The following is a 25,639-nucleotide window of genomic DNA, read 5'->3' as shown; positions in this document are numbered from 1 at the left end:
ATCGCTGGATCGACGGAAAGGCCGCGGGCACCACGATGGGTAGGCACAGTGCGCCCGACCCCGACGACTTCCTCGACGAGCCATCGCCCGACCACCCTGTCGACGAGCGCGACGACGCCTACGCCTTCGACGCGCAAGGCGCGCCGGACGAGGGCTACTACCCGGACGAACGGCGCTACCCCGACGCGGACTTCGTCGCCGACGACGACTACACGCCCGAGGAGTTCGCGCCCGGCGAGGATCTCGTCGACGAGGACCCCGACGACTACCCCGAGTTCCCGTCGCGCCGGCCGGCCCCGTCCGGCTCGCAGGAATCGCCGGCGTCGGCGCCGTCACTGCGCGCACGCCGGCTCGATTGGCGCGGCGGGCATCGCAGCGAGGGTGGTCGCCGCGGGGTCAGCATCGGCGTGATCGTGGCGCTGGTCGCCGTCGTCGTGGTGGTCGGGTCGGTGATCCTGTGGCGCTTCTTCGGTGACGCGCTGTCCAAGCGTTCGCACACCGCGGCCGGGCGCTGCGTCGGCGGCCAGGAGCAGGTCCCGGTCGTCGCCGACCCGTCGATCGCCGACGCCATCGGGCAATTCGCCGAGAGCTTCAACAAGTCGGCCGGCCCGATCGGCGATCACTGCATGGTGGTCAGCGTCAAGCCGGCCGGCTCCGACGCCGTGCTCAACGGCTTCATCGGCAAGTGGCCCGCGGAACTCGGTGGGCAACCGGCACTGTGGATTCCGGGCAGCTCGGTCTCCGCGGCGCGGCTGGCCGGCGCCACCGCCCAGAAGACCATCACCGAGAGCCATTCGCTGGCCAGCTCGCCGGTGGTGCTGGCCGTCCGCCCGGAACTGCTGCCGGCCCTGTCGGGTCAGAACTGGGCGGCACTGCCCGGGTTGCAGACCAACCCGAATGCGTTGGCGGGATTGAACTTACCCGCGTGGGGGTCGCTGCGGTTGGCGCTGCCGATGACCGGCAACGGGGATGCGGCGTTCCTGGCCGGCGAGGCGGTGGCGGCCGCGTCGGTGCCCCCGGGCGCGCCGGTGACGCAGGGCACCGGCGCGGTGCGCACGCTGCTGAGCGCGCAACCCAAGCTGGCCGACAACTCGCTGACCGAGGCGATGAACACGTTGCTCAAGCCCGGGGACCCGGCCAGCGCGCCGGTGCACGGGGTGGTCACCACCGAACAGCAGCTGTTCCAGCGCGGGCAATCGCTGCCGGATGCCAAGGGCGCCTTGGCTTCCTGGCTGCCGCCGGGTGCCGCGGCGGTGGCCGACTACCCCACCGTGCTGCTCAGCGGGTCGTGGCTGACCCGCGAACAGGCCTCGGCCGCCAGCGAGTTCTCCCGGTTCATGCACAAGTCCGACCAGCTGGCCAAGCTGGCGAAGGCGGGCTTCCGCGTCAACGGGGTCAAACCGCCGAGCAGCCCGGTGACCACCTTCCCGGCGCTGCCGTCGACCCTGTCGGTCGGCGACGACGCGATGCGCGCGACGCTGGCCGAGGCGATGGCCAGCCCGTCGACCGGGCAGGCCACCACGATCATGCTCGACCAGTCGATGCCCGGCCAGGAAGGCGGGAAATCCCGGCTGGCCAATGTCATTGGAGCGCTTCAGGACAAGATCAAGGCGCTGCCGGCCAGCGCCGTGGTCGGCCTGTGGACGTTCGACGGTCACGAGGGACGCTCGGAGGTCACCAGCGGCCCGCTGGCCGATCCGGTCAACGGGCAGCCGCGTTCGGCGGCGCTGTCGGCCGCGCTGGACAAGCAGTACTCGTCGAGCGGCGGCGCGGTGTCGTTCACCACGCTGCGCATGATCTACCAGGACATGCAGTCCAATTATCATGCGGGGCAGACGAATTCGATTCTGGTCATCACCGCCGGCCCGCATACCGACCAGACCCTGGACGGGCCCGGCCTGCAGGACTTCATCCGCAAGAGCGCCGATCCGGCCAAGCCGATCGCGGTGAACGTCATCGATTTCGGCGCCGACCCGGACCGCACGACCTGGGAGGCGGTCGCCCAGCTCAGCGGCGGCGGCTATCAGAACCTCGCGACGTCGGCCTCCCCGGACCTGGCGACCGCGGTCAACGCTTTCCTGAGCTGAGCGGCCGGGCGCCGTCCCCCGGTGGCCGGTGATAGATCCGCGCCTTAGGGGCTACCGCGCCCGCGGGGGCCGCGGGCGGCCCGGCGCCGGGATCGCGCGCAATCATGGACAAATCGCGCCGAGCCTCTGTCGCACGGGCGCCGTCTGTGCCACACTCCAGCGATAGAACAAAATTGGATTTCTATCAACGCTGACCCGGGCAGGCGCCACAGGCCGGCCGGGCCAACCGTCGCGGGCCACCACCCGCCCACCCACTCGAGGAGAAGCGGTATGGCGACGACAAGCCGAATCAGCCGGCGCGGCAACGATTCCGCGGCGACGGCCCCGGCCGAATCCGATCAGCCGGACGCGCACCGGGCGCTGGCCGAGGACGTCCGGTGGTTCGCGGGCTCGCCGTTGGCGGCGGCCTTCGGCCGGCTGGCCCTCGACCAGGTGGCGCATCGGGAGATCGCGGCGGCGGTGGACCGCAGCGGGCGGTTCGCCGACAATTTCACCGACCGCGGCATCCGCAGCGCCGCGTTCACCGCCCTTGCGGCCTTCGGTGACAGCTCCGACGTCGAGGCGTCGCGGGCCGACCTCAAACGACTGCATCGCGACGTGCGCGGCACCGGCAAGGGGGCGTTCAGCGACACCCGCTACAGCGCCCTGGACCCCGAGTTGTGGACCTGGGTGGCGGTCAGCGGCCTCAACCTGCTGTACCAGGCTTACCTGCGGGTGTGCGGGCGCCGGCTGAGCACCGCCGAGAAGGAAGTCGCGTATCAGACGCTGCGCCGCGAACTGCAATTCCTCGAGCTGCCCAGCAAGCAGGGCAAGCTGCCGGCCACCCTGGACGAGATGCTCGACTACTACGACACCGTCGCCGCGAAACACTTGGCGGACAACGAGTTTCTGCAATTCGCCAGCCGCAGCTTCGTGGCGCCGCCGGTCCCGAGGCTGTTGCCCCGCCAGCTGCGGCCGGTGCTGAGACTGGTCTGGCCGGTGCTGACCTCGCTGGCCGCGCGGCCGGTGGTGGTGTGCTCGGCTGCGGTCGCCCACCCCACCATGCGCCGGCTGCTCGGGGTGCGCTGGGGCGCGCGGGAGCAGGCCGAGTTCGCCGTCTACGTCGCCGCGCTGCAGCTGGGCTGGCGATGGCTGCCGCGCCGGCTCACCCTGGAGCCCTTGGCGTACAACCGGTACCAGTACGAGCGGCTGCGCGACCGCTATCGTTCGGTGTTGCTGGATTCGTTCGCCGCGCCGGGCCGCGGCTAGATCCGGCAGGATGAGTCCCGATACCGCGTCGAGACCCCGATCGGCTGGAGGCCAGATGGTTGACCCCGCGATGCTGCTCGGCTTGCTGCCCGACGGCCTGGCCACCCTCGATCCGACCGCCCGCACCATCGTCACCGCGGCGCGCACCTGTTTCACCGAGCGCGGCTTCGCCAACACCACCATGCAGGACATCGCCGACGCGGCCGGCGTCGGCGTGGCCACCGTCTACCGCCGCTTCCGGCACAAGCGAAACCTTGTGCGGCTGACCATCATCGACGAATCCGTGCGGCTGAGCACCCTGATCTCCGACGTCGCGGGCCGCGCGGCGAGCGCCGAGGAAGGCATCGCCGAGGTGTTCGCCGCGTTCGTCCACGAAGCGTCGGCCCCCAAGCTGCTGACCCGCAGCATCCGGGAATCGCCCGCGGCCGGCGAGCTGTCCGCGTTCCTGACCGACGAGCATCTGATCGCCATCTCGCGCACCTACATCGCGAGTTGGTTGCGCCGCTGGCAGGAGCGCGGTGAACTGGCCGACGACCTCGACACCGAGGTGGTCGGTGAGATGATCGGGCGGCTGATCATCTCGCTCATCGAGACGCCCAAGTCCGTCATCCCGGTCTACAACCTCGCCGAGGCCCGCGATTTCGCCCGCCGGTACCTGGTGCCGCTGGTGCTGCCGGCCCCGGCGGCGCTACCCGGCTGATCGGGCAACGGGCACAAGACGAACGGGTCAGGCGAACGCCTCGACCGGCGGGCACGAGCACACCAGGTTGCGGTCGCCGTAGGCGCCGTCGATGCGTCGCACCGGCGGCCATACCTTGGGTCGGAAGTCCTTGCCCAGCGGATAGGCCGCCTGTTCGCGGCTGTACGGGTGGTCCCAGTCGGTGGTCACCAGGCACTCGGCGGTGTGCGGGGCGCCGCGCAGCGGATTGTCCTCCACCGGCCACTCCCCCGCACCCACCCGGTCGATCTCGCCGCGGATGGCGATCATGGCGTCGCAGAAGGCGTCCACCTCGGTGAGGGTTTCGCTCTCGGTGGGCTCCACCATCAGCGTGCCGGCCACCGGGAAGCTCATGGTGGGAGCGTGAAAACCGTAGTCCGCCAACCGTTTTGCGACATCGTCGACGGTCACGCCGGTGGCCTTGGTGATGGGACGCAGGTCCAGGATGCACTCGTGGGCCACCATGCCGTTCTCGCCGGTGTAGAGCACCGGAAAGTATTCGTCGAGCCGCCGGGCGATGTAGTTGGCCGAGGTGATCGCGGTCAGCGACGCCGCGCGCAGGCCGTCGGCGCCCATCATCCTGATGTAGGCCCAGCTGATCGGCAGGATCGACGCCGAGCCGTAGGGCGCCGAGGACACCGGATGCCCCTGCGGCAGCTCCGGGGCGTGCGGATGCCCGGGCAAGAACGGCGCCAGGTGCGAGCGCACCGCCACCGGCCCCACCCCCGGCCCGCCGCCGCCGTGCGGGATGCAGAACGTCTTGTGCAGGTTCAGGTGGCTGACGTCGCCGCCGAACTTGCCCGGCCGGGCCAACCCGACCAGCGCGTTGAGGTTGGCGCCGTCGACGTACACCTGGCCGCCCGCGTCGTGGACGGCCGCGCAGATCTCGGCGATGTCGTGCTCGTAGACGCCGTGCGTGGACGGGTAGGTGATCATCAGCGTCGACAGCCGGTCGCGGTGGTCGGTGACCTTCGCGCGCAGGTCGTCGAGGTCGACGTCGCCGTTGTCGTGGCAGCCCACGACCACCACCCGCATCCCGGCCAGGGCCGCCGACGCGGCATTCGTGCCGTGCGCGCTGGACGGGATGAGGCAGATGTCGCGGTGCGGTTCCCCGCGGCTGGCGTGGTAGTCGTGGATGGCCAGCAGGCCGGCGTACTCGCCCTGCGACCCGGCGTTGGGTTGCAGCGAGACGGCGTCGTAGCCGGTGATGGCCACCAGCCAGTTCTCCAGGTCGCCGATGAGCCGGCGCAGCCCCGGCGTGTCGGACGCCGGGGCGAAGGGGTGCTGACGGGCGAACTCCGGCCAGGTGATCGGCTCCATCTCGGCGGCGGCGTTGAGTTTCATGGTGCACGAGCCGAGCGGAATCATGCTGCGGTCCAACGCAATATCCTTGTCGGCCAGGGTGCGCAGGTAGCGCATCATCGCCGTCTCGGTGCGGTACTGGGTGAAGGCGGGATGGGTAAGGAATTCCGAAGTGCGGGTAGCGATTTCGCTGGCGACGGGCTCGGCGGGTGCGACGCCGAACGCCTCGAGCACCGCGGCGACGTGTTCGTCGGTGGTGGCCTCGTCGCAGGCCACCGAGACGTGGTCGTCGTCGACCCGCCACAGGTTGATGCCCCTGGCCTTGGCCGCGGCGATCACCTCGTGGGCCCGGCCCGGCACCCGCGCCAGCACGGTGTCGAAGTACCTGTCGTGCACCACCGCGGTGCCCAGCGCGGCGGCGATCGCCTCGGCGTGCCCGTGCACGCGGCGCGCGATCGCGGTCAGCCCCTCAGCGCCGTGGTAGCTGGCGTACATGGCGGCCATCACCGCCAGCAGCACCTGCGCGGTGCAGATGTTGCTGGTCGCCTTGTCGCGGCGGATGTGCTGCTCGCGGGTCTGCAGCGCCAACCGGTAGGCCGGCGAACCGTCGGCGTCCAGCGAGACACCGACCAGCCGGCCCGGCAGCTGCCGGGCGTGGTTGGCGTGCACGGCCAGGTATCCCGCGTGCGGGCCGCCGAATCCCATTGGCACACCGAATCTTTGGGTGGTGCCGAAGGCCACGTCGGCGCCGATCTCGCCGGGCGGGGTGATCAGGGTCAAGGCCAGCAGGTCGGCGCCGAGCGCCACCAGCGCGCCGCGCTCGTGCGCCTGCGCCACCAGGGCGGCCCAGTCGGTGATCGCGCCGCTGGCGCCGGGCAGCTGGGCGATGACGCCGAAGAAGTCGCCGTCGGGCAGTCCGTCGCGCAGGTCGGCGGTGACGATCTCGATACCCAGCGGCCGGGCCCGGGTGGCCACGATGGCCGCGGTCTGGGCGAACACGTCGACGTCCACCGCCAGCCGGTTGGACTTGCCGCGAGATGCGCGGTGCATCAGGGTCATCGCCTCGGCGGCCGCTGTGCCCTCGTCGAGCATCGAGGCGTTGGCGATCTCGAGGCCGGTCAAATCGGCCACCATGGTCTGGAAGTTCAGCAGCGCCTCCAGCCGGCCCTGGCTGATCTCCGGCTGATACGGCGTGTAGGCGGTGTACCAGGCGGGGTTCTCCAGGATGTTGCGCAGCAACACCGGCGGGGTCAGCGTGTCGTAGTAGCCCTGCCCGATCATGGACACGGCGACGGTGTTGGCCTCGGCCAGGCCGCGCAGCTCGGCCAGCGCCTCGGTTTCGCTGGCCGGCGGCGGCAGCCGGTCCAGGCCCGGCGCGATCCCGTCGGCCGAGAGCCGGTCGCGGATGCCGGCCGGAACGGCCTTGGCGGCCAGCTCGTCCAACGAGCCGACACCGATGACGTCGAGCATGGCCGCGACGGCCTGAGGGTCCGGGCCGATGTGCCGGGCGGCGAAAGTGGTGTGGTCGGGCACGGGAAACTCCTGACGAAGACGCTCGGGGCGAGGACGGCGGTGCTGCGGTGGTCCTCTCCCTCTGTCTTCACCCGTTCGCCGGGCGCCTGAGAGATTCGGCGGCCGATGCTGTCGCGGCCGCCTTTCCCCATCGGCGGGTGCGGGCCCGAAGGCCGGCACCGCTTTCCAGAGGCATCATGTTTCGTGCGGTCCGGGTGCCTGAGAGGTTGACGGAGAGGTGTTGCTCCTTCGGCGTCCGTGACTGGCCGTCACGGAACTCTCCCGCTCGAATGCGATGCGCCGCCCAGTTTACCCGCCCGCGCCGGCCGCCCACGCGCGCGGCGCCGGGCGTGATCAGCCGATCTTGCGGTCGCGGTGCTTGCGCCGGGACGCCAGCTCGTCCTCCGGCTCGGCGATCGACTCGCCGCCGTCGGCCCGCTCGCCGGGGAAGTCCGCGATGACGCCGGTCAGCTCGCGCATGGCGCCGGAGACCGCGATGCCGAACACGCCCTGCCCGCCCTGCAGCAGGTCGACGACCTCCTCGGCCGACGTGCACTCGTACACGGTGGTGCCGTCGGAGAACAGGGTGATGTTGGCCAGATCCTCCACCCCGCGCTGGCGCAGGTGGTCGACGGCCACCCGGATGTTGTGCAGCGAGATGCCGGTGTCGAGCAGCCGCTTGACGATCTTGAGCACGAGGATGTCTTTGAAGGAGTAGAGCCGCTGGCTGCCGGAGCCCGCCGCGCTGCGGATCGACGGCACCACCAGCGAGGTGCGGGCCCAGTAATCCAGCTGCCGGTAGGTGATGCCGGCGATCTGGCAGGCGCTCGGGCCGCGGTAGCCGACGAGTTCGTCGGGCACCGAGTCGTCGGGGAACAATCCGGGCTGGACCGGCGCGGCGGCCGCGGTGACGCTGCGCTCACCGGTGCCCGCATTCCCGTCCTCGGCCAAATTGAGCTGCTCTTGGCGTGGCTGCTCGCTCACGGTGGTTCCTTCCCGCGATCGCGCTCTCGTCGGTGGCTGCGTCTCCAAGGCTGCATCGCAGCCACGTCTGCTCAGGCCCGAGTGCTAGTGAGCTTACGCTTGTCGATAGCCGCCGCGCCTGAAGTCGTCCTCAAAGTATGGCCGTCGCGGGCCCAAGTGGGCGAGCTATCCGCCAGCGTGTCGACATCACGCCGCCAGTTGAGACGCATCCGTGATATCGCCCTCCAGGCTAATCCAGCCGCCGCGTCGTTCCCAAAGCGCTGGTCGCGGGCGCGCCGGATGTCTAGGTGGCCTTGAAATCGTCGGGCGAGACGCTGTCGAGGAATTCCTTGAACTTCTCCACCTCGTCCTCGCGGACGGCGGTGCCGCCCTCCTCGTCGCTCTCGTCCGGAATCAGCAGCCCGGCCTGGGCCAGCACCGCCTCCTCGACGTAGATGGGGACACCGACGCGCAGCGCGATCGCCACCGAATCCGAGGGGCGCGCCGACACCGTGATGTTGCGGTCGAACACCAGGTCGGCGTAGAAAGTCCCCTCCTGCAGATCGACGATCCGCACCTCTTTCAGCGAATGTCCAAGCGCGGCAATGACATCCCTGATCAAATCGTGCGTCAACGGGCGAGGCGGCTCAACGCCTTGCTGCTCGAGGGCGATCGCGGCAGCCTCTGACTGACCGATCCAGATCGGCAGGTAACGGTCACCGTTGGTTTCGCGCAGTAACAACACCGGCTGGTTTTGCGGCTGCTCTACGCGAATGCCGACAACACGAACTTCACCCATTTGTGTCTGCCCTCCGCATTAGTGGCGCCGGTTGAATTGGTACTCGCCAGCGACGGCGAGGTCAAAAATCCGCCCCACTGCCGAAACCAAGCTGTCGACCGAAGTCTAGTCCTCAGCGATCGAGAACGTCGCGAACGGCGGATTTGATCAACGACGTGTGCAACGTAATGGCCAGCGCCGCAACCTCACGCGCCAAGTCGTCGGCGCGATCGCGGGCGCCCGCCTTGCCGGCTTTGCCTACCGGCCCGGCGATTTGGGCGATCAGGTCCGACTGCCGGTCGGCTGCCGAGCGGAACGCGCGCAGATGCCGCGGCTCGACGCCGTAGTCCGACAGCGCCCGCGCGCACTGCAGGATGACGACGGCGTGCTCGTCGAAGAACCCGGCGGGCCCGGTGGTGATGATCCCGGCCTTGAGCAACGCCGTCAGCAGTTCGTCGTCGACGCCCGCGCGCCGCAGCAGCTCTTCGCGGCTGAGCCGGACGTGGGCCGGGGCCACCGCCGAGGTGTCCGAGCCGAGGCCCGCGTTGGCGCCGGCGTCGGTTCCGGCCACCGACACCAGCCGGGGGGCGGTGTAGGGGGTGTTGAAGGCCGGCAGCTCGCCGTCGGGTTGGGCGTCCAGCTGCGCCCGGATGACCTTGAGCGGCAGGTAGTGATCGCGCTGCGCCGTAAGGATGAAACGCAACCGCGCGCAGTCGTACGCGGTGAACCTTCGATACCCCGACGCGGCCCGTTGCGGCGTCACCAGCCCTTCGGCCTCCAAGAAGCGAATCTTGGAGATGGTGACATCGGGGAAGTCCGGCCTCAACAATTCCAGGACCGCCCCGATCGACATCCCGGCCAGCGCCGAGCTATCGGGTGCGCTCACTAGCCTGAAGATCCTCCGTCCTCACCTTGCTTGGGCCCGGTCAAAAACACCAAGCGGAACTTGCCGATCTGCACTTCGTCGCCGTTGGCCAGCACCGCGGAGTCCACGGGTTCCCGGTTGACGTAAGTGCCGTTGAGACTACCAACGTCGACCACGCTGAATTCGTTGTTTTCCAACCTGAATTCGGCATGCCGGCGGCTGACGGTGACGTCGTCGAGGAAAATGTCGCTGTCCGGGTGCCGGCCCGCCGAGGTGGTGGCCTGGTCGAGCAGAAACCGCGATCCGGCATTGGGTCCGCGCTTGACGACCAGCAACGCCGAGCCCGCCGGCAACCCCTCCACCCCGGAGACCGCGCTCTCGGTGCCCGCCTGGGCGGGCGCGTCCAGCTCGTTGAGGAAGTCGGCACGGAAGACGGAAGTCGTCTCTACCGTGACTTCGTCCCCGTTCTGGTCCTGACTTCCAGAGTCCATGTCCGTCACGCGCTGCTCCTCACTGGCCGCTGTGGCGTTGTCTGTCCGGGCCGCTCGGCCGGCCGTCGCACCGGGCTCGTCCGCCCGGTATGCCGATTACTGCCGTCTCGTAGTTTCAGTGTCTTACACGTGTCATTCAACGGTCTTCAATGGTCCTTCACGGATCGCTGCACGGATCCCTTCACCGATCGATGTGTCGACGGTACCGCGCACGTCGCCGCAATGCGCCCACCACCTGACGATCCGAAACGTTGATTTCCCCCGTGTGCCGGCCGCACCGCTCGCTTGGCCGGGCGGGCTGCAGGGACATTAGCAACCGTCATTCGGTCAGCGTTCCGCGGTAGGCCTCGGCGTCGAGCAGTGCGGTGATGGCCGACTCCAAGGCGGCGGCGTCGGACACCTGGACATCCAGCAACCAGCCGGCCCCGTACGGGTCGGAGTTGACCAGCTGCGGGCTGCCTTCCAGGTCGGTGTTGACCGCCGTCACCGTGCCCGACACCGGGGCGTAGAGGTCCGACACCGATTTCGTGGATTCGACCTCGCCGAAGGATTCCCCGGCGGTCAGCTGCGCGCCCACCTCGGGCAGCTGAACGAAAACGACGTCACCCAACGCCGACTGGGCGAAGTCGGTGATGCCCACCCGCACGGTGTCATCACCGCTTCGGCGAACCCATTCGTGTTCGGCGGTGTAGTGCAGGTCGGGCGGGATGTCGCTCACGGTGATCCTGTCTGTTCGGGAGTTGCTCACTTGACGGGCTGAGCGTATTGGTGCGGTTTTGGTTGCCGCAAGGTGGTCACGTCCACCCGGTCGGCCTGCTGGACGGACATCCGTCCGCCCACCCGCTTGACGGTGTCCTGGGCGCCACCGGGAATGTTCATGGCCGCGGCCAGGGTGGGCGGATCGCCAATCGCCAGAATCGAATACGACGGCGACAGCGTTTTCGAGTCGATGGTCAACGACCCCGGCGTACCCGCCACCCAGGTGTCCACACCCACCCGCACCGACTGGTGCGCGTCGTTGACTTCGAGCGCCTCGGCGCCGGCGGCGCGCAGCTCGTTGACCACGTCGAGCAGCGCCTCGGGGGACACTCCCGGCGCGGGGTCGTCGATCGTGACGGTGACACCGGGCCCGGTGGCGCCCACCGCGCCGACCAGGATGGACAGCGCCGCCAGCCGGGATTGCGCGGACTGGATGGCGGCCTGGTCGTTATTGCCGGACGCCTGAAGTGAATTCAGCGTGTTCTGCAGTTCGCTCACCTCGGCGCTGAGCGTGCCCTCGCGCTGCCGCAACGAGTCCAACAACACCAACAGGTCCGCGGGCCGCGCCGTCTCCAGCGAGTCCCCCGATTCGGTCTGGCGGACCTGGGTGACGATCGCGATGCCCAGCAGCAGACACAACAGCACGGCCAGGGTGCCGAAACCGAACCGGGAACGGCCCCCGCGCAGCATCCCGGACAACCCGGTGCGGCGCAGCGGCCCGATCGCCGGGCGGGGCTGCTTTCCCGGCAGTTCGTGGCGCCCGTGCGCCGCACCCTGATCCGGCGGGTCGGCCGGGCGATCCGGCGGGTCGTGACTCATGTTCACCTCATGCGCCGAACAGCCTGCGGCGCAGCGCCGCGGCGTTGCCGAAGATGCGGATACCCAGCACCACGATGATGGCCGTCGACAACTGGGTGCCCACCCCCAGCTGGTCGCCGACGTAGACGATCAGCGCGGCGACGAAGACGTTGAACACGAACGAGATCACGAACACCTTCGGATCGAAGATGCGTTCCAGATACGCACGCAGACCGCCGAACACCGCGTCCAGCGCCGCGACCACCGCGATCGGCAGGTAGGGCTGCACGACCTCGGGCACCGACGGATGGAACACCAGGCCCAGCACGATGCCGATCGCCAGTGCCGCGATACCGATCATGCGCGGCTTCCCGTGTCGCGCCGGAAGGGAAACCGGAATGGGAAGCTGTTCGGGATTCTTCTCACTGTGGCCCAATCTGCTTGGCGAACTTGACATCCCGGACCGATCCGGCAGGCAGCGTTAGTCCGTCGGCGACATCCACGGTAACCACCACGCCGTAGGAGATCTGCAGCAGCCTCAGCCGCTGCATCCCCGGGCTGGTGTCGAAGGCGTCGCGCAGCGCGTGCGGCGGCCCGATCGCCAGGATCGTGTAGGGGCTGCTGGTCGGGTTGTTGTCCACCAGGATCGCGCCGCCGGCCTGCCGGATGGTCACGGTCGGGCCGATCCGCACGCCGCCGACCGAGACGGCCTCGGCGCCGCCGGCCCACAACGAGTTGACCACCAGCTGCAGGTCGCGGTCCAAGATGATCTGCCTGCTGCCGCTGACCCGCTGCTTGGACACGTCCGAAAGGTTCGGGCCGGCGCCCGGATCGGTCACCGTGACCTTCAGGCCGGGGCCGATCACCGCCGTGCTGGCCGCCGCCAGGCCGAGCGCGTCGAGGCGTTTGAGCAGCCGCTGCCCCTCGGCGTCGTCGGCCAGGGCGTGCCGCTGCACGTCGTCGACCTTCGCCGACAGCTCGTTGCGCCGCTGCGCCAACTTCGCCGCCGAGCCTTCCGTGGCCCGCACATTGCCCAGCAGCAGCTGCTGCGCGCTGCGCACCCCGGGGGCCACCGAGCGGGCCTGGGCGACCGCGGCCGCGAAGACGGTGGCGATCAGCAGCGCCGCCAGCGCCTGCCACAGCCAGCCGGACACCCGCGGGCGCCGGTTGCGCGTTTCGTCGACGGCGCCGCGTTTGGCCGCCGCCGCGGCGTAGCCGGGATCGAGATGCTCGGAGAGCAGGGCGCGCAGCAGCGAGGGCACCGGAATCCGCTGCGGGCGCGCCGCCAGGTGCGCGCTGTGACCGGCGTTGGGGTCATAGCCGCCGAGCGCGCGGTCCACGTCAGCCATGGTCGACGACCTTCGCCATGGTCGACGGGCGCGACGCGCGGTGGACCTTGGGCATCCGGCGCACCACCAGCGTCATCTGCACCGCGTACTGCGCGAACGCCCACAGGTACGCGTACAGGCCCCAGATCAGGAAGGCCCAGCCGCAGGCGCCCACCACGCGGCTCCACAACGCGTCCCAGGTGCCCAACAGCACCAGCGGGAACCCGCACATCAACGCGAACGTCGCCGCCTTGCCGATGTAGGTCACCGGCAGTGCCGACAGGCCGCGGCTCCACAGCAGCGGCAGCGTGGCGGCCAACAGGCCGTCGCGGACGAGCAGGACGACGACGAACCACCACGGCACGATGCCGCTCAACGCCAGCACGACAGGCACGACCACCATGTAGAGGCGGTCCACCGCGGGGTCGAGCAGCACACCCAGCCGCGAGGACTGGTTGAGCAGCCGGGCGATTTTGCCGTCGGCCCAGTCCGAGGCGCCGCTGAACATCAGGATCGCCACCGCCCACCCATTGGCGTGGGCGACCAGCAACGCGTAGACGAACACGGGGACGAGCGCCAGGCGGACCGCGCTGAGCGCGTTGGGCACCGTCAGCACCCGGTTGGGTGGAAGCACCGGCTCCATGTGCCGTGACATTAGCCAAGCGCGGCGCCCCGTGCGCGGCTGGCCGCGCACCGGCTAGCGGAACACCCCGGGCAGGCTCAGGGTGGACAGCGTGTCGTCCGACAGCGGGTTGTCGTTGACCATGTACGTCCACGTCGACGTCGGCCGGGCCAGCTTCGACAGATCCAGGCCCGGCTCGTCCTCGAGCACGTTGGCGGTTTCGAACGTCTGCTGGGCCGCCTCGATCGCGTCGGCGGCCAGCGACGCGAACGCGTCGACCGCCAACCGGTGGAATTCGTCCAGCGGATTCTGCCGGCCCAGCGCCCGCAGGTGGATGCTCTCGCGGATGTCGGCCAGGTACGCCAGATGGTCGGCCCAGCCGCGGTCGAGGTGGTAGAGCATGATGTGCCGGCAGATGGTTTCCAGGCGTTCCTCGGGGATCTCCTCGGCCAGCTCCCGGTAGCGCTTCGGCGCCAGCTCGGCCAGCTCCTCACGCGCGGTTGCGGTGCGCAGCAACGTGTTACGGCGGTCCACGATGATCGCGCGCTGCTGGGCAATCAGCTGGTTGTAGCGCCAGGTGTTCGCGTGCACGTCCAGCATGCGGCCCTCGGCGACGCGCTGGGCGTGATCGAGCAGCCCGGCGGCCTTGGGGCTGACGATCCGGCCGTCGCCCGTTTCCGGGTCGGTTTCCATCGGCAGCTTGTTGCGGTCGAGGTTGGCCGCCACGACGTCGTCCTCCCAGCTGGAGAAGAACACCGACGACCCCGGGTCGCCCTGCCGGCCGGCGCGCCCGCGCAGCTGGTTGTCCAGCCGCTCGGTGTGGTGCCGGCCGGTGCCCACCACGTGCAGCCCGCCCAGCTCGGCGACCCGGTCGTGGTCGGCCTCGTCGGAGCCGCCGAGCCGGATGTCGGTGCCGCGCCCGGCCATCTGGGTGGACACCGTCACCACCCCGAACTTGCCGGCCTCGGCGATCACCTGGGCCTCCTCGGCGTCGTTCTTGGCGTTGAGCACCACCGCCGGCACGCCGCGGCGCAGCAGCCGCTCGTGCAGCTCCTCGGATTCGGCCACGTCGCGGGTGCCCACCAGCACCGGCTGCCCGGTTTCGTGGACCTCGATGATGTGCTCGACGATGGCGTCGTTCTTGGCGGCCGCCGTGATGTAGACGCGGTCGGCCTCGTCTTCGCGGATGTTGGGTTTGTTCGGCGGAATCGGCGACACACCGAGCTTGTAGAACTGGCGCAGCTGCTCACCGGCGGCCAGCGCGGTGCCGGTCATGCCGCACACCGTGGCGTACCGGTTGATCAACGCCTGCACGGTGATGGTGTCGAGCACCTCCCCGGTTTCGGTGGTCTCGATGCCCTCCTTGGCCTCGACGGCGGCCTGCAGGCCGTCCGGCCAGCGCTGCAGCTGCGCGATCCGCCCGCGCGAGGCGTTGATCAGGTGCACCGCGTCGTCGCGGACGATGTAGTGCACGTCGCGCTGCAACAGCACGTGCGCGTGCAGCGCGACGTTGACCTCGGTCAGGGTGGTGCCGACGTGCTCCTCGGAGTACAGGTCGATGCCGCCGAGCGCCTTCTCCACCTTGCGCGCGCCGACGTCGGTGAGATGCACGTTGCGGCTGTCGGCGTCGGTGTCGTAGTCGGTGCCGGCCTCCAGCTCGCCGACCAGCTTGATGATCTCCAGCCGCGGCGTCTCGCGGTGCGTCGTGCCGGCCAGCACCAGCGGCACCAGCGCCTCGTCGACCAGCACCGAGTCGGCCTCGTCGATCAGCGCCACGTCGGGGTTGGGCGAGACCAGGTCCGCGACGTCGGTCACCAGCTGATCGCGCAGCACGTCGAAGCCGATCTCGTTGACCGAGGCGTAGGTGACGTCGCAGCCGTAGGCGGCCCGGCGCTCCTCGCTGGACGACTCGGCGGTGATCCAGCCGACCGTGAGCCCCATCGCCTCGATCAGCGGGCCCATCCATTCCGCGTCGCGGCGGGCCAGGTAGTCGTTGATGGTCACCACGTGCACGTGCCGGCCGGCCAGCGCGTAGCCGGCCGCCGCGATCGCCCCGGCCAGGGTCTTGCCCTCGCCGGTGGCCATCTCGATCACGTCGCCGGCCAGCATGCGCAAGGCCCCAAGCAGCTGCACATCAAATGGGCGCAAGCCCGTTGCCCGCTCGGCGGCCTCCCGGGCGATGGCCAGGAACTGTGGGATGTCCTCGGACTCGGCGAGATCCTCCAGGTTGAGCAGCCCGGCGGCCTTGCGCAGCTGCTCGTCGGTCAGCCCGGCGGCCTCGTCGTCGTATTCCGACGAGTCGGTCACCAGGGTGAGCGAACGGCTGCGGTTCTTTTCCGTGCTGGCGCCGAGCAGGCGCCAGAATCGGCTGCTCAGCCGGCCGGGTTGAGCGCGGTTCGTCTTAGGCACAGGTCAACGGTACCGGTGGGGCGAGCCCGCGTGTTCGCACCCGACACGCCCGTCAGGCCAGGTTCGACCGCCGCGGGTAGGCGACCGTGGGGTCGGTGAGCACGTTGACGACGGCGGGCAGGCCGCTGGCGAAGGCGCGTTCCAGCGCCGGTCGCAGCTCGCCCGGCGCGGCGACCAACTCGCCGTGGCCGCCCAGCGCGCGCGCCACCTCGTCGTAGCGGGTGCCCGGGCGCAGCTCGGCCACCACCGAATAGCCGTACAGCTGCTCCATTGGATGCTTTTCCAGCGCCCAGATCCCGTTGTTGCCGATCACCGAGACCACCGGCACCCGGTGGCGGACCAGGGTGTCCCATTCCATGCCGCTGAAGCCGAACGCGCCGTCGCCCTGCAGCAGCACCACCTGGCGCTCCGGCCGGGCCAGCTTGGCGGCCAGCGCGTAGCCGGGTCCCGACCCCAGGCAGCCGAAGGGGCCGCTGTCCAGCCAGCAGCCCGGCCGGTAGCTGTCGATCACCCGCCCGGCGTAGGAGCCGAAGTCGCCAGCGTCGATGACGACGATGGCGTCGCGGTCCAGCATCGGCGCCAGCTCCGCGTACACCCGCATCGGATGCAGCGGGACGCGGTCGTCGGCCAGCTCGGCCTGCTCGGCGGCGCGCGCCGCCGTCTCGGCCGTGCGCAGTTCGTCGATCCAGTCCCGGTGGTCGCCCCCACCCGCGGTGGCCAACGCGGCCAGGATCGTCATCAGGTCGCCGTACAGCTGCGCCTCGACGGGCCGGGGATGCTTGCGCTCGGGCGCCACCCGGTCGGCCACGATCAGCCGGGTGTGCGGCCCGAACACCGCGCCGAAACCGAGCCGGAAATCCATGGGCACCCCGACGATCAGCGCGACATCGGCCTCCCCCAACGCTTTTCCGCGAACGCGGGAGAAGGCCAGCGGATGGTCGGCGGGCACCGCCCCGCGTGCCATCCCGTTCATCAGCACCGGGATGGCCAGTTCCTCGGCCAGCCGCAGCAGGGCCGCTTCCCCGTGCCCCCACCAGACGTTGGTGCCCGCCATGATCACCGGCCGCTTCGCGCCGGACAGCAGGCCGGCGGCCCGGCCCAGCGCGGCGCCGTCGGGTTCGGGTTCGCGCGGCAGGTCGACGAGCGCCCCGGGGCGGCCGTCGTCCTCGGCCATGGAGAACACGTGGTCCATCGGGAAGTCCACGAAGCCCACGCCGGACGGGGCGCCGACGGCCGCGCGCAAGGCGTCGTCGACCAGCCGGCCGGCGTCGTCGGCAGATTGCGCGGTGGCGGCGAAACGGGCCAGCGGCGCCACGAACGGCACGTGGTCGATCTCCTGCAGCGAGCCCATGGCCCACCGCTGCGCCGGCGCCCGGCCCCCCAGCACCACCAGCGGCGAGGAGTTCTGTTGCGCGGCGGCCATCGCGCTCATCCCGTTGGTGACGCCGGGTCCGGCGGTCAGCGCGGCCACCCCGGGCAGCCGGGTCACCTTCGACCAGCCCTCGGCGGCGAACGTCGCGGTCTGTTCGTGCCGGGTGTCGATCAGCCGAATGCCCTCATCGCGGCAGCCGTCGTAGATGGAGAACAGGTGGCCGCCGGACAGCGTGAAGACGGTGTCGACACCGCTGGCCCGCAGCCGGCGCGCGACCAGCCGGCCGGCGTGCAGGGTCGGTGCGGAGGTGGCGTCACTGGTCATCACCGCAGCCTATCCAGATCCGTCCGGTACCTTCGCCGAAGGATTTCAAGTTGAGGAGAGTCCGACCACCTCGACCGTAAGGAGACGCCGACGATGGGTGCCAAGCCGTTCAAGCCGTCGATCGACTGGTCGGCGGCGTTTGTCGATTCCTTGCGGTGGCTGGCCATAGCGTGGGTGATCAGCGCCGTCTGCCTGTTCGGGGTGCTGCTGGCGTTCCGGTTCCTCACGCCCTGGGGCCGGCAGTTCTGGCGGATCACCCGCGGTTACTTCGTCGGCGCCCACAGCGTGCGGGTGTGGCTGATGCTCGGCGTGCTGCTGCTGTCGGTGCTGCTGTCGGTGCGGCTGAGCGTGCTGCTCAGCTTCCAAAGCAATGACCTGTACACGGCGCTGCAGAAGGCGTTCGAAGGCATCGCGTCGGGCAATGACGCGGTCAAACATTCGGGGATACATGGCTTTTGGGTATCGCTCGGCATCTTCTGCCTGCTGGCGGCGCTGTGGGTGACCCGCTTCATGGCCGACGTCTATCTGACGCAGCGGTTCATCATCGCGTGGCGCATGTGGCTCACCGCGAACCTCACCGACGACTGGCTGGCGGGCCGGGCGTATTACCGGGACCTGTTCATCGACAACACGATCGACAACCCGGATCAGCGCATCCAGCAGGACATCGACATCTTCACCGCCAACGCCGGCGGGACGCCGAACGTCCCGTCCAACGGCACGGGCAGCACGTTGCTGTTCGGGGCCGTCAACGCGGTGGCCTCGGTCATCTCGTTCACCGCGATCCTGTGGAAGCTGTCCGGGGACCTGAACCTGTTCGGCTTGGTGTTGCCGCGCGCGATGTTCTGGACGGTGCTGGTGTACGTGTTCATCGCGACCGTCGTCGCGGTTTGGCTTGGGCGCCCGCTGATTTGGCTTAGCTTCAACAACGAGAAGTTAAACGCCGCCTTCCGTTATGCGCTGGTGCGGTTGCGGGACGCCGCGGAGGCGGTCGGGTTCTACCGCGGCGAGCGCGTCGAGCGGGCCCAGCTGTGGCAGCGTTTCACGCCGATCATCGCCAACTACCGCCGGTACGTGCGCCGGACCATCATCTTCAACGGCTGGAACTGGTCGGTGACGCAGATCATCGTTCCGCTGCCGCTGGCCATCCAGGCGCCGCGACTGTTCGCCGGCGAGATCGCTTTCGGCGATGTGACCCAGACGGCCACGGCGTTCAACAACATTCACGACTCGCTGTCGTTCTTCCGGAACAACTACGACGCCTTCGCCGCCTTCCGGGCCGCGATCATCCGTCTGCACGGCCTGGTGGACGCCAACAGCAAGGGCCGGGCGCTGCCCGCCATCCTCGTCAAACCCAGCGAAGAGACGGCGGTCGAGCTGCGCGGTATCGAGGTGCGCACCCCCGAGGGAGATCAGCTGGTCGACTCGCTGGACATCCAGCTCGACGAGGGCGACACGCTGGTGATCACCGGACGCTCGGGGGCCGGCAAGACGACGCTGCTGCGCAGCCTGGCCGAATTGTGGCCGTACGCCTCGGGAACCCTGTGCCGGCCCGACGGCGACAACGCGACGATGTTCCTGTCGCAGTTGCCCTACGTGCCGCTGGGCACGCTGCGCACCGTGGTGTGCTACCCGAATTCGCCGGATAGCATCGCCGATTCGCAGCTGCACGAGGTGCTCACCAAAGTGGCTCTGGCGCCGCTCATCTCCCGGCTGGACGAAGACCAGGACTGGGCCAAGGTGCTCTCCCCCGGCGAGCAGCAGCGCGTCGCGTTCGCGCGCGTCCTGCTCACCAGGCCCAAGGCGGTCTTCCTCGACGAGGCCACCTCGGCGCTGGACGAGGGGCTGGAATACGCGCTGTACCAATTGGTTCGGGCCGAGCTGCCGGGGTGCGTGATGGTCAGCGTGAGCCATCGGCCCACCGTCGAGCAGCACCACGACCAGCAGCTGCACCTGCTCGGCGGCGGCCCGTGGCAGCTGAGCCCGGTCGAAAAGGAGCCCGCGCGGGTTTGATGCGCGCCTACGCTTTCGCGGCGCGCCGCGCCGCGTGCGCTCCGGCGCCCGATTTGATGCGCGCCTATGCTTTCGCGGCGCGCCGCGCCGCGTGCGCTCCGGCGCGGCGCCCGAAGAACGAACCCTCACCCAGCTGCGTCCCGCTGGCGTACCCCTTGCCGTCCTGAGCCAGGTTCGACGCGCACGCGCCGGCGGCATACAACCCGGGCACCACCGAGCCGTCGGCCCGTTGCACCTCGCCGTCGACGCTCACCGCCAGGCCGCCGATGGTGAACCCCGAGTACATCGCCCGCCCGAGCGACAGGTCGAACACCGCCCACGGTCCATTGTCTTGTGCGGCAAGGTATTCCGGCTGCTTGTGGAAATCCGGGTCTTCGCCCGCGGCGGCGAACTTGTTGTAGCGCTCCAGCGTCGCGGCCAGGTTGCCGGCCGGAATGCCCAGCGCGGCTTCCATTTCCGCGATCGTCTCGTAGCCGTCGAGGAACCGGATCAGCGGCATCTCCGGCATCTCGGTGTGCGCCTCGTCCACGATCAGGTATGCGGTTTGCTCCGGCTGCTCCAACACGAAAGCCGAAGTGCGCGAATGATAGGAGTCCTCGGCGACGAAGCGCTTACCCTCCTTGTTGACGATGATCCCGGTCAGCAGCACCTCCGGCGGGTAGGCGGCCGCGGTGATGAACAGCTCGTCCATGTGCTTGGTCGCCCCGCCCGCCGACACCCCCATCCGGATGGCCAGCCCGTCGTCGTGCGGATTGCCCAGAATGTACGGCGCCACCAGGCCGTGGTGCTTGGTGCGCCGCGGCTGGCCCAACGCCGGAGTGTGCTCGGCCACCATCTGCGGATTCATCGCGAAGCCGCCGGCAGCGAGGATCACCGCGTCGGCCTTGACCGCGCCGGTCTCGGTGAAATGCTTCCAGGCCACACCGACCACGGCGCCGTCGTCGTCCACGATCAGGTTGGTCGCCCCGGTCTCGTAACGGATCTGCACGCCCAGCGCCTCGGCGCGTTTCACCAGCAGGTCGATCACCATCGCGGCCCCGCCCAGCTCCCCGGGCACCGGCACGGAATGCCCGCGCGGCGCCGGCTTGGCCTGCTCGCAGAACGGCCACACCTTCTCGTTGCCGGTGTAGCTCAGGCCCTCGGTGCCCGGCGGGACGACCACCTTGCCCGGGTAGTAGCTGCGTTCGAACTGAAAACCCAAGTCTTCCAACCAGTTGAAGTGCTCGACGCTGCCCTCGCAGTAGGCGCGGATCTTGTCCAGCTCGGGCTCCCGCGACACCGCCACCAGGTACTTGTACATCTCCTCGGCGGAGTCGTCGTGACCGGTCGCCTGCTGCACCGCGGTGCCACCGCCGAGGTAAAAGTGGCCCCCGGCAAGCGAAGTGGTGCCGCCGGCCGCGGCCGCGCGTTCCAGCACCAACACCCGCGCGCCATCGGCCGCCGCGCTGACCGCGGCGCAGCCGCCGGCAATGCCGAAGCCGATCACCACCACGTCGACGTCGTCGGACCACGACGTCACGTCATGGGCACTGACAGTTGCCGGTATCTCGGTGCTCATTGGCGCCATTCCTCCTCATCGCCGTGCCGCGCGTCCGCGCGGGCGCGGCTCACCGCTGCTGCTGTTTGATGTAGTCGTAGAACGCCCGCATCTCGGGCGCGATGTAGGCGAACTCCACGAACGGAACTCCCGCCTGCGGCGCCGAGACATAGGCGAAGTGGATTCCGCCGGGCATCACACCCTGCTGCACCACCGGGGCGCCCCGCTCGCCGGCCCGCGCCAGCGCTTCGGCCAACTGCTCGGGGCTGTCGGCCTCGACGCAGATGTGGTGCAACCCCGGCCCGCCATCGGACAGAAAGTCACTATAGATGTTCTCGCCACGTACCGGTTGGATCAGCTCCAATTGCATGTCGCCGAGATAGCTCAGCGAGATGCTCGCGACGAAATCGGCGGGCTTACCCCGGTAGCTGCAGGCATCCGCAGCAAAGTGCACGTCCGGTATCCGCACCCACTTGCGCACACCTAACAGGCCGGTGAGGGCCGTTTCGGTGGCATCCAGGTCGCCGGTGACCCAGGCGATCTGCGTCGGCGACTGCACGGGAAGCGTCATCGTCTCGCACAATAGTCGAGCCGCCGGGCGGCCAGAAAGTGCCCGAAAGAATTTGCCATGCCGATCCGGTCCGAACCGGGAAACCGCGGGTGAACACGTTCTAATTCCGTGCTCCGCGGTCCGTGACCGGCCGTGGCCGGATCAGTGCCGGGTCAGCACGTCGACCAGCAGCCGCAGCTGGGCGTCGAAGACGGCTTCCACATCGGTCAGCGTGTCCGCCCCGTACTGTCCGAACACCTCGAGGCTGATCGCGCCCAGCACCCCCGCCCACAGCAAAAAGCACTTGGCGATCACCAGGTCATCGCCCGGGAAGCCGAATTCGTGCCGGATCCGTTCAAAGTCGGATGACATCGGTTGCGGCGCAGGGTCATTGGTCAGCCGGATATCGCCGGTGGTGATCCCCGCCGCCACGGCGTCGAACAACGCCGCGACCACCCGGGTGCCGGCGGCAACGGTGCGTTCGGGGGGCGCGTGGTACCCGGGAACCGGGCTGCCGTAGAGCAGGGCCCAGCATGCCGGGTGCTCGACGGCCCAGCGCCGGGTGGCGCGCGCGATGGCGATGACGTCGTCGCTCCACTGTTCGCCCGCGGTTTCGCGGGCCCGGTCCACGGTGTCGGCCAGGTCGGAATAGGCGTCCACCAGCAGCAGGGTCAGCAACTCGTCGCGGCTGGACACGTAGCGGTACACCGCCGAGGACACCATGCCCAGGTCGCGGGCGATGGCGCGGACCGACAGCCCGGCCGCGCCCCGGTCCACCAGTTGGCGGCGACCGAGTTCGATGATGCGCGCCTCGATCTGCTCCCGGGACTGCTGGCGTTTGCCCACCCGGTCAGTCTGACACAACCGAGAACACCGCTCTTGCTTTCCCGACCGCGGTGTGGCAGCGTGTTCGAAATGGAGAGCACCGCTCTCTGGCATTGCCCCGGGATTCGCTGAGAGGACGGCGCCCATGTCCACCCGATACGAAGAACCGAACCGGGCCGCCCGCGCCGCCAACGTGGTGGTCCGCTGGCTCGCCGACGCGGGCGTCAGCATCGCGGGCACCCGGGCGCTGCGGGTCCGCGGCCGCAAGACCGGGAAGCTGCGCGCGGTGGTGGTCAACCTGCTCACGGTGGACGGGACGGACTATCTGGTCTCGCCGCGCGGCGACACCCAGTGGGCCCGCAACGTGCGGGCCGCGTCCGTCGTCGAGCTGGGTCCGCGCTGGCGCCGGCGACGCATGCGGATCAGCGAGGTCGACGACGCGGCCAAGCCGCAGCTGCTGCGGCGTTACCTCGACCGGTGGTACTGGCAGGTCAAGGACTACGTCGCCGGGTTGACCCCGGACAGCAGCGACGAGCAGTTCCGCGCCGCGGCGCCCACCATTCCGGTGTTCGCGCTGACGAAGGCGGGCTGAACGGGCCTATCCGGCACTCAGCGCGCGTTGTCGCGCACCCCGAGGTCTTCGCGGACTTCCTCCGACGTCGCCTGCCACGACACCGCGGCCGGATACTCCCCCCACACGCTGTTGAAGATCCCGACGATCTGTCCCGGGCCGCCGCTGGGGGCCAGATACACCGGCCCGCCGGAGTCGCCGTTGTGGCTCTGCACCCCGTGCGACATGGTGAACCAGCCGTTGTTCACGCTCTCCACCGTGCCGCACGTCTCCCCGGTGATCACCCCGAAATGGCAGACCGGCTGCCCGGGCGTCAGCGCCAGCCCGGGGTCGGAGACGAGCGGCCGCCCGCCCGGCAGGATGTTGTTCGCGGTGACGCCGTTGTCCAGCACGATCGCCTCGTAGTCGTTGATCACCTGACTGGTCGACACTGTCGTTCCGCTGGGGGTGTTGTCCCGGAAGGCCGCCATCCGCCCGATCACCGTGCCGCCGCGGTCGGTCACCACTCCGCCGCCGCCCCGGCAGTGTCCGGCGGTGAACGCGATCTTCAGGCCGGGGTCGACGTAGCCCAGCGTGCAGACCCGGTTGTCCTGCCGTATCTCCATGCCCGGATACACCATGACGTCGGCTTTTGCCGCCGACGCCGGCAGCGTGGCGGCCAACGCTGTGACAGTGATCGATGCGGCGAAGGCGCGTGTTGCCAGGCGATGCACCATGAACTCCGATCCATCGGGCCAACTACCGACGGGAGGTCGAGGTTACGGCGTAACCGTCCTCCACGCTCAGCTTTTCGCGCCGGCCAGCGCCGATGTTACAGAGAGGTCACGACGGGCGCGCCGGCCGCGGTTCGGCCGGCGCTACGCGGCGCCCAGCCGGGCGGCCCGAACACGTAGCCCAACCGGTCCCGCAACCGGCTCGCCGACCGCCAGTCGCGGGCGATGGCGACGTATTCGCGGGTCTGCAGCTTCCAGACGTTGAAGGTGTCGACCTGCTTGGTCAGGCCGTAGTGCGGGCGGAACAGCTCGGCCTGGAAGGTGCCGAACAGCCGGTCCCACACGATGAGGATGCCGCCGTAGTTCTTGTCCAGGTACACCTTGTCCATGCCGTGGTGCACCCGGTGGTGCGACGGCGTGTTGAACACGAACTCGAACGGGCGGGGCAGCTTGTCGATCCGCTCGGTGTGGATCCAGAACTGGTAAATCAGGTTCAGCGAGAAGCTGAAGAACACCATCCACGGCGGAATCCCCAACAGCGGCAACGGAATCCACATCAAGATCTCGCCGCTGTTGTTCCACTTCTGGCGCAGTGCGGTGGCGAAGTTGTAGTACTCGCTGGAGTGGTGGGCCTGGTGCGTCGCCCAGATCAGCCGCACCCGGTGCGCGATCCGGTGATAGGCGTAGTAGAGCAGGTCGACGCCGAGAATCGCGATCGCCCAGGTGTACCAGCGGGTCGCCGGAAGGTGCCACGGTGCCAGGTAGGCGTAGATCGCGGCGTAGCCGAACAGGGCCAGCGTCTTCCAGCCCGCGGTGGTGGCCACCGACGCCAAGCCCATCGAAATGCTGGTCAGCGAGTCGCGGGTCTGGTGCGCCCCCGGGGCCGGACGGGCGGTGAGGTGTTCCAGCTTGCGGGCCGCGGTCCATTCGAGCGTCAGCAACAACAGGAAGAACGGAATGGCCACCAGCACCGGGTCGCGCAGCTGCGGCGGCAGCGCGGTCAGGTAGCCGGACAGGGCGCTCACACCGGTAAGCGTACGACGAACGCCGCTGCGCTCAGCGCCGATCGTCGGGCGCCTGCGCCTCGTCGCCGGCGTACCACTGGACCGCCCGCACACCCGGTTGCAGGGACAGTTCGGCCACCAGCCGCTCCAGCCGGGCCGGGGCGTCGCCGTTCATCAGCAGGTGCGCGGTCAGGGTGAGCTCGTCGTCGGCGGGATGGCCGGTGTGGATGCCGCGCAGCGTGATGTCGTTGCCGCCGGCGTGCTGGACGATCTGGGCGCGGGCGTACTTCTCGTGTTTGGGCCGGCACACCACCTGCACCAGAAACGGCAGCAGGCTTTCGTCTTCGTCGGCGCTGCTGTCCCGGTCGATCAGCCGGCCGAGCGGGCGTCCCAGCAGATGAATCCCGATCACCGTGCCGGTGCCGATCGCGGCGAACACCAGATGCCCGGACGCGGCCAGCACACCGATCGCCGCCGAACACCACAGGGTGGCGGCGGTGTTGAGGCCGCGGACGTTGACGCCTTCCCGCAGGATCACCCCACCGCCCAGGAACCCGATGCCGGAGACCACGTAGGACGCCACCCGGGTGGGGCTGGTGTCCGAGGTGGCGGCGGCGTAGAGGACGAACAGTGTGGCGCCCGCGGCGACCAGCGCGTTGGTGCGCAATCCCGCCCGACGGGCGCGCCATTGCCGTTCCAGCCCGATCAGGGCGCCGCAGCCCACGCCGACGCCCAGCCGGAGCAGGAAATCGACGGCGCTCAACGTCTCCACGACACTCTCCTTCCCGGGTGCAAGGCGGCGAAGAAGGGAGCTAACCAAATCCGGGTTAACCGCAAGTGGAGCCCAACC

General features: G+C 69.5%; 23 protein-coding genes and 1 riboswitch. Of the genes, 5 read left to right on the top strand and 18 right to left on the bottom strand.

All coding sequences use genetic code 11. The features are described 5' to 3' along the window. Positions 1-35: 35 nt before the first annotated feature. From H7I87_RS07010 to H7I87_RS07000, 3 genes are all read left to right on the top strand, one after another. Positions 36-2,087: a substrate-binding domain-containing protein gene (locus H7I87_RS07010; protein ID WP_062906339.1), complete on the top strand. Its 2,052-nt coding sequence runs from the start codon at positions 36-38 to the stop codon at positions 2,085-2,087. A gap of 270 nt (positions 2,088-2,357) precedes the next feature. Beyond that, positions 2,358-3,335, top strand: coding sequence for an oxygenase MpaB family protein (locus tag H7I87_RS07005; RefSeq protein WP_024636741.1), 978 nt, complete (start codon positions 2,358-2,360; stop codon positions 3,333-3,335). Between the two features lie 55 nt (positions 3,336-3,390). Then, the gene (locus tag H7I87_RS07000) at positions 3,391-4,035 is read left to right on the top strand and encodes a TetR/AcrR family transcriptional regulator (protein ID WP_061504232.1); all 645 of its coding nucleotides are present in this window, start codon (positions 3,391-3,393) and stop codon (positions 4,033-4,035) included. 27 nt (positions 4,036-4,062) lie between these two features. On the opposite strand, the gene gcvP is transcribed toward H7I87_RS07000, so the two are convergent. The 12 genes from gcvP to H7I87_RS06940 all read right to left on the bottom strand — a co-directional run bounded on the left by gcvP (position 4,063) and on the right by H7I87_RS06940 (position 17,576). Beyond that, a complete protein-coding gene (gene gcvP, locus H7I87_RS06995; protein WP_011725113.1) occupies positions 4,063-6,888 on the bottom strand; it encodes an aminomethyl-transferring glycine dehydrogenase in 2,826 nt (941 codons plus the stop codon). 176 nt (positions 6,889-7,064) lie between these two features. Then, a riboswitch (glycine riboswitch) is annotated at positions 7,065-7,162 on the bottom strand. A gap of 59 nt (positions 7,163-7,221) precedes the next feature. After that, positions 7,222-7,851, bottom strand: a complete 630-nt coding sequence (locus tag H7I87_RS06990; RefSeq protein WP_003876510.1) for a MerR family transcriptional regulator — start codon at positions 7,849-7,851, stop codon at positions 7,222-7,224. Between the two features lie 283 nt (positions 7,852-8,134). Beyond that, positions 8,135-8,629 (bottom strand): bifunctional nuclease family protein, encoded by a 495-nt coding sequence (locus H7I87_RS06985; RefSeq protein ID WP_003876509.1) that lies wholly within the window; start codon positions 8,627-8,629, stop codon positions 8,135-8,137. A 112-nt stretch (positions 8,630-8,741) separates the two neighbouring features. After that, the gene (ftsR, locus tag H7I87_RS06980) at positions 8,742-9,494 is read right to left on the bottom strand and encodes a transcriptional regulator FtsR (RefSeq protein WP_009977019.1); all 753 of its coding nucleotides are present in this window, start codon (positions 9,492-9,494) and stop codon (positions 8,742-8,744) included. Beyond that, positions 9,494-9,964, bottom strand: a complete 471-nt coding sequence (garA, locus tag H7I87_RS06975) for a glycogen accumulation regulator GarA (RefSeq protein WP_009977020.1) — start codon at positions 9,962-9,964, stop codon at positions 9,494-9,496. The genes ftsR and garA overlap by 1 nt, the downstream gene beginning before the upstream one ends. 319 nt (positions 9,965-10,283) lie before the next feature. Beyond that, a complete protein-coding gene (gene gcvH, locus H7I87_RS06970) occupies positions 10,284-10,682 on the bottom strand; it encodes a glycine cleavage system protein GcvH (protein WP_003876506.1) in 399 nt (132 codons plus the stop codon). A gap of 26 nt (positions 10,683-10,708) precedes the next feature. After that, positions 10,709-11,542, bottom strand: a complete 834-nt coding sequence (locus H7I87_RS06965) for a DUF881 domain-containing protein (RefSeq protein ID WP_009977022.1) — start codon at positions 11,540-11,542, stop codon at positions 10,709-10,711. A gap of 7 nt (positions 11,543-11,549) precedes the next feature. Next, positions 11,550-11,882, bottom strand: a complete 333-nt coding sequence (locus H7I87_RS06960; protein WP_003876504.1) for a small basic family protein — start codon at positions 11,880-11,882, stop codon at positions 11,550-11,552. Between the two features lie 61 nt (positions 11,883-11,943). Beyond that, complete coding sequence (locus H7I87_RS06955) at positions 11,944-12,870, bottom strand: DUF881 domain-containing protein (protein ID WP_003876503.1); 927 nt, start codon at positions 12,868-12,870, stop codon at positions 11,944-11,946. Then, the gene (locus H7I87_RS06950) at positions 12,863-13,492 is read right to left on the bottom strand and encodes a CDP-alcohol phosphatidyltransferase family protein (protein WP_011725116.1); all 630 of its coding nucleotides are present in this window, start codon (positions 13,490-13,492) and stop codon (positions 12,863-12,865) included. The genes H7I87_RS06955 and H7I87_RS06950 overlap by 8 nt, the downstream gene beginning before the upstream one ends. Before the next feature lie 54 nt (positions 13,493-13,546). Further along, positions 13,547-15,880, bottom strand: a complete 2,334-nt coding sequence (gene secA2, locus H7I87_RS06945) for an accessory Sec system translocase SecA2 (RefSeq protein WP_009977026.1) — start codon at positions 15,878-15,880, stop codon at positions 13,547-13,549. 52 nt (positions 15,881-15,932) lie between these two features. Further along, the gene (locus tag H7I87_RS06940; RefSeq protein ID WP_024637415.1) at positions 15,933-17,576 is read right to left on the bottom strand and encodes an acetolactate synthase; all 1,644 of its coding nucleotides are present in this window, start codon (positions 17,574-17,576) and stop codon (positions 15,933-15,935) included. Between the two features lie 93 nt (positions 17,577-17,669). Here H7I87_RS06940 and bacA point away from each other — a divergent pair, with 93 nt between their 5' ends. Continuing rightward, positions 17,670-19,589, top strand: a complete 1,920-nt coding sequence (gene bacA / locus H7I87_RS06935; protein ID WP_003876498.1) for a vitamin B12 ABC transporter pemease/ATP-binding protein BacA — start codon at positions 17,670-17,672, stop codon at positions 19,587-19,589. A gap of 64 nt (positions 19,590-19,653) precedes the next feature. Here bacA and H7I87_RS06930 read toward each other — a convergent pair whose 3' ends face one another. From H7I87_RS06930 to H7I87_RS06920, 3 genes are all read right to left on the bottom strand, one after another. After that, positions 19,654-21,147: an FAD-binding protein gene (locus H7I87_RS06930; RefSeq protein WP_011725118.1), complete on the bottom strand. Its 1,494-nt coding sequence runs from the start codon at positions 21,145-21,147 to the stop codon at positions 19,654-19,656. A 49-nt stretch (positions 21,148-21,196) separates the two neighbouring features. After that, positions 21,197-21,697, bottom strand: coding sequence for a VOC family protein (locus H7I87_RS06925; RefSeq protein WP_009977032.1), 501 nt, complete (start codon positions 21,695-21,697; stop codon positions 21,197-21,199). 141 nt (positions 21,698-21,838) lie between these two features. After that, complete coding sequence (locus H7I87_RS06920) at positions 21,839-22,522, bottom strand: TetR/AcrR family transcriptional regulator (protein ID WP_011725120.1); 684 nt, start codon at positions 22,520-22,522, stop codon at positions 21,839-21,841. Between the two features lie 124 nt (positions 22,523-22,646). On the opposite strand from H7I87_RS06920, the gene H7I87_RS06915 reads away from it, so the two are divergent. Continuing rightward, positions 22,647-23,093, top strand: a complete 447-nt coding sequence (locus tag H7I87_RS06915) for a nitroreductase/quinone reductase family protein (RefSeq protein WP_011725121.1) — start codon at positions 22,647-22,649, stop codon at positions 23,091-23,093. A 17-nt stretch (positions 23,094-23,110) separates the two neighbouring features. Here H7I87_RS06915 and H7I87_RS06910 read toward each other — a convergent pair whose 3' ends face one another. The 3 genes from H7I87_RS06910 to H7I87_RS06900 form a co-directional block, all read right to left on the bottom strand. Continuing rightward, on the bottom strand, positions 23,111-23,788 hold the full coding sequence (locus H7I87_RS06910) for an Rv1815 family serine proteinase (RefSeq protein WP_003876493.1): 678 nt from the start codon (positions 23,786-23,788) through the stop codon (positions 23,111-23,113). Positions 23,789-23,883: 95 nt separating this feature from the next. Beyond that, a complete protein-coding gene (locus tag H7I87_RS06905; RefSeq protein ID WP_033726966.1) occupies positions 23,884-24,810 on the bottom strand; it encodes a sterol desaturase family protein in 927 nt (308 codons plus the stop codon). A 31-nt stretch (positions 24,811-24,841) separates the two neighbouring features. After that, the gene (locus tag H7I87_RS06900) at positions 24,842-25,561 is read right to left on the bottom strand and encodes an MgtC/SapB family protein (RefSeq protein ID WP_011725124.1); all 720 of its coding nucleotides are present in this window, start codon (positions 25,559-25,561) and stop codon (positions 24,842-24,844) included. Positions 25,562-25,639: the final 78 nt, after the last annotated feature.

The sequence above is a fragment of the Mycobacterium timonense genome, from assembly GCF_025821985.1.
GTDB lineage: Bacteria > Actinomycetota > Actinomycetes > Mycobacteriales > Mycobacteriaceae > Mycobacterium > Mycobacterium avium.
The sequence above is the reverse complement of the archived record's forward strand: the minus strand, read 5'-3'. Positions and strand labels throughout refer to the sequence as shown.

Bases quoted from the DNA above. Each gene is read 5' to 3' on its own strand.
- H7I87_RS06960 (WP_003876504.1), bottom strand. From the start codon at position 11,882: ATGATCGGTATCGCGGCACTGGCGATCGGCATCGTGCTGGGCCTGGTG.
- garA (WP_009977020.1), bottom strand. From the start codon at position 9,964: ATGGACTCTGGAAGTCAGGACCAGAACGGGGACGAAGTCACGGTAGAG.
- H7I87_RS06955 (WP_003876503.1), bottom strand. From the start codon at position 12,870: ATGGCTGACGTGGACCGCGCGCTCGGCGGCTATGACCCCAACGCCGGT.
- H7I87_RS06965 (WP_009977022.1), bottom strand. From the start codon at position 11,542: ATGAGTCACGACCCGCCGGATCGCCCGGCCGACCCGCCGGATCAGGGT.
- H7I87_RS06940 (WP_024637415.1), bottom strand. From the start codon at position 17,576: ATGACCAGTGACGCCACCTCCGCACCGACCCTGCACGCCGGCCGGCTG.
- H7I87_RS06985 (WP_003876509.1), bottom strand. From the start codon at position 8,629: ATGGGTGAAGTTCGTGTTGTCGGCATTCGCGTAGAGCAGCCGCAAAAC.
- H7I87_RS06925 (WP_009977032.1), bottom strand. From the start codon at position 21,697: ATGACGCTTCCCGTGCAGTCGCCGACGCAGATCGCCTGGGTCACCGGC.
- bacA (WP_003876498.1), top strand. From the start codon at position 17,670: ATGGGTGCCAAGCCGTTCAAGCCGTCGATCGACTGGTCGGCGGCGTTT.
- H7I87_RS06915 (WP_011725121.1), top strand. From the start codon at position 22,647: ATGTCCACCCGATACGAAGAACCGAACCGGGCCGCCCGCGCCGCCAAC.
- H7I87_RS06930 (WP_011725118.1), bottom strand. From the start codon at position 21,147: ATGAGCACCGAGATACCGGCAACTGTCAGTGCCCATGACGTGACGTCG.
- H7I87_RS06950 (WP_011725116.1), bottom strand. From the start codon at position 13,492: ATGGAGCCGGTGCTTCCACCCAACCGGGTGCTGACGGTGCCCAACGCG.
- H7I87_RS07000 (WP_061504232.1), top strand. From the start codon at position 3,391: ATGGTTGACCCCGCGATGCTGCTCGGCTTGCTGCCCGACGGCCTGGCC.
- H7I87_RS06910 (WP_003876493.1), bottom strand. From the start codon at position 23,788: ATGGTGCATCGCCTGGCAACACGCGCCTTCGCCGCATCGATCACTGTC.
- H7I87_RS07010 (WP_062906339.1), top strand. From the start codon at position 36: ATGGGTAGGCACAGTGCGCCCGACCCCGACGACTTCCTCGACGAGCCA.
- H7I87_RS07005 (WP_024636741.1), top strand. From the start codon at position 2,358: ATGGCGACGACAAGCCGAATCAGCCGGCGCGGCAACGATTCCGCGGCG.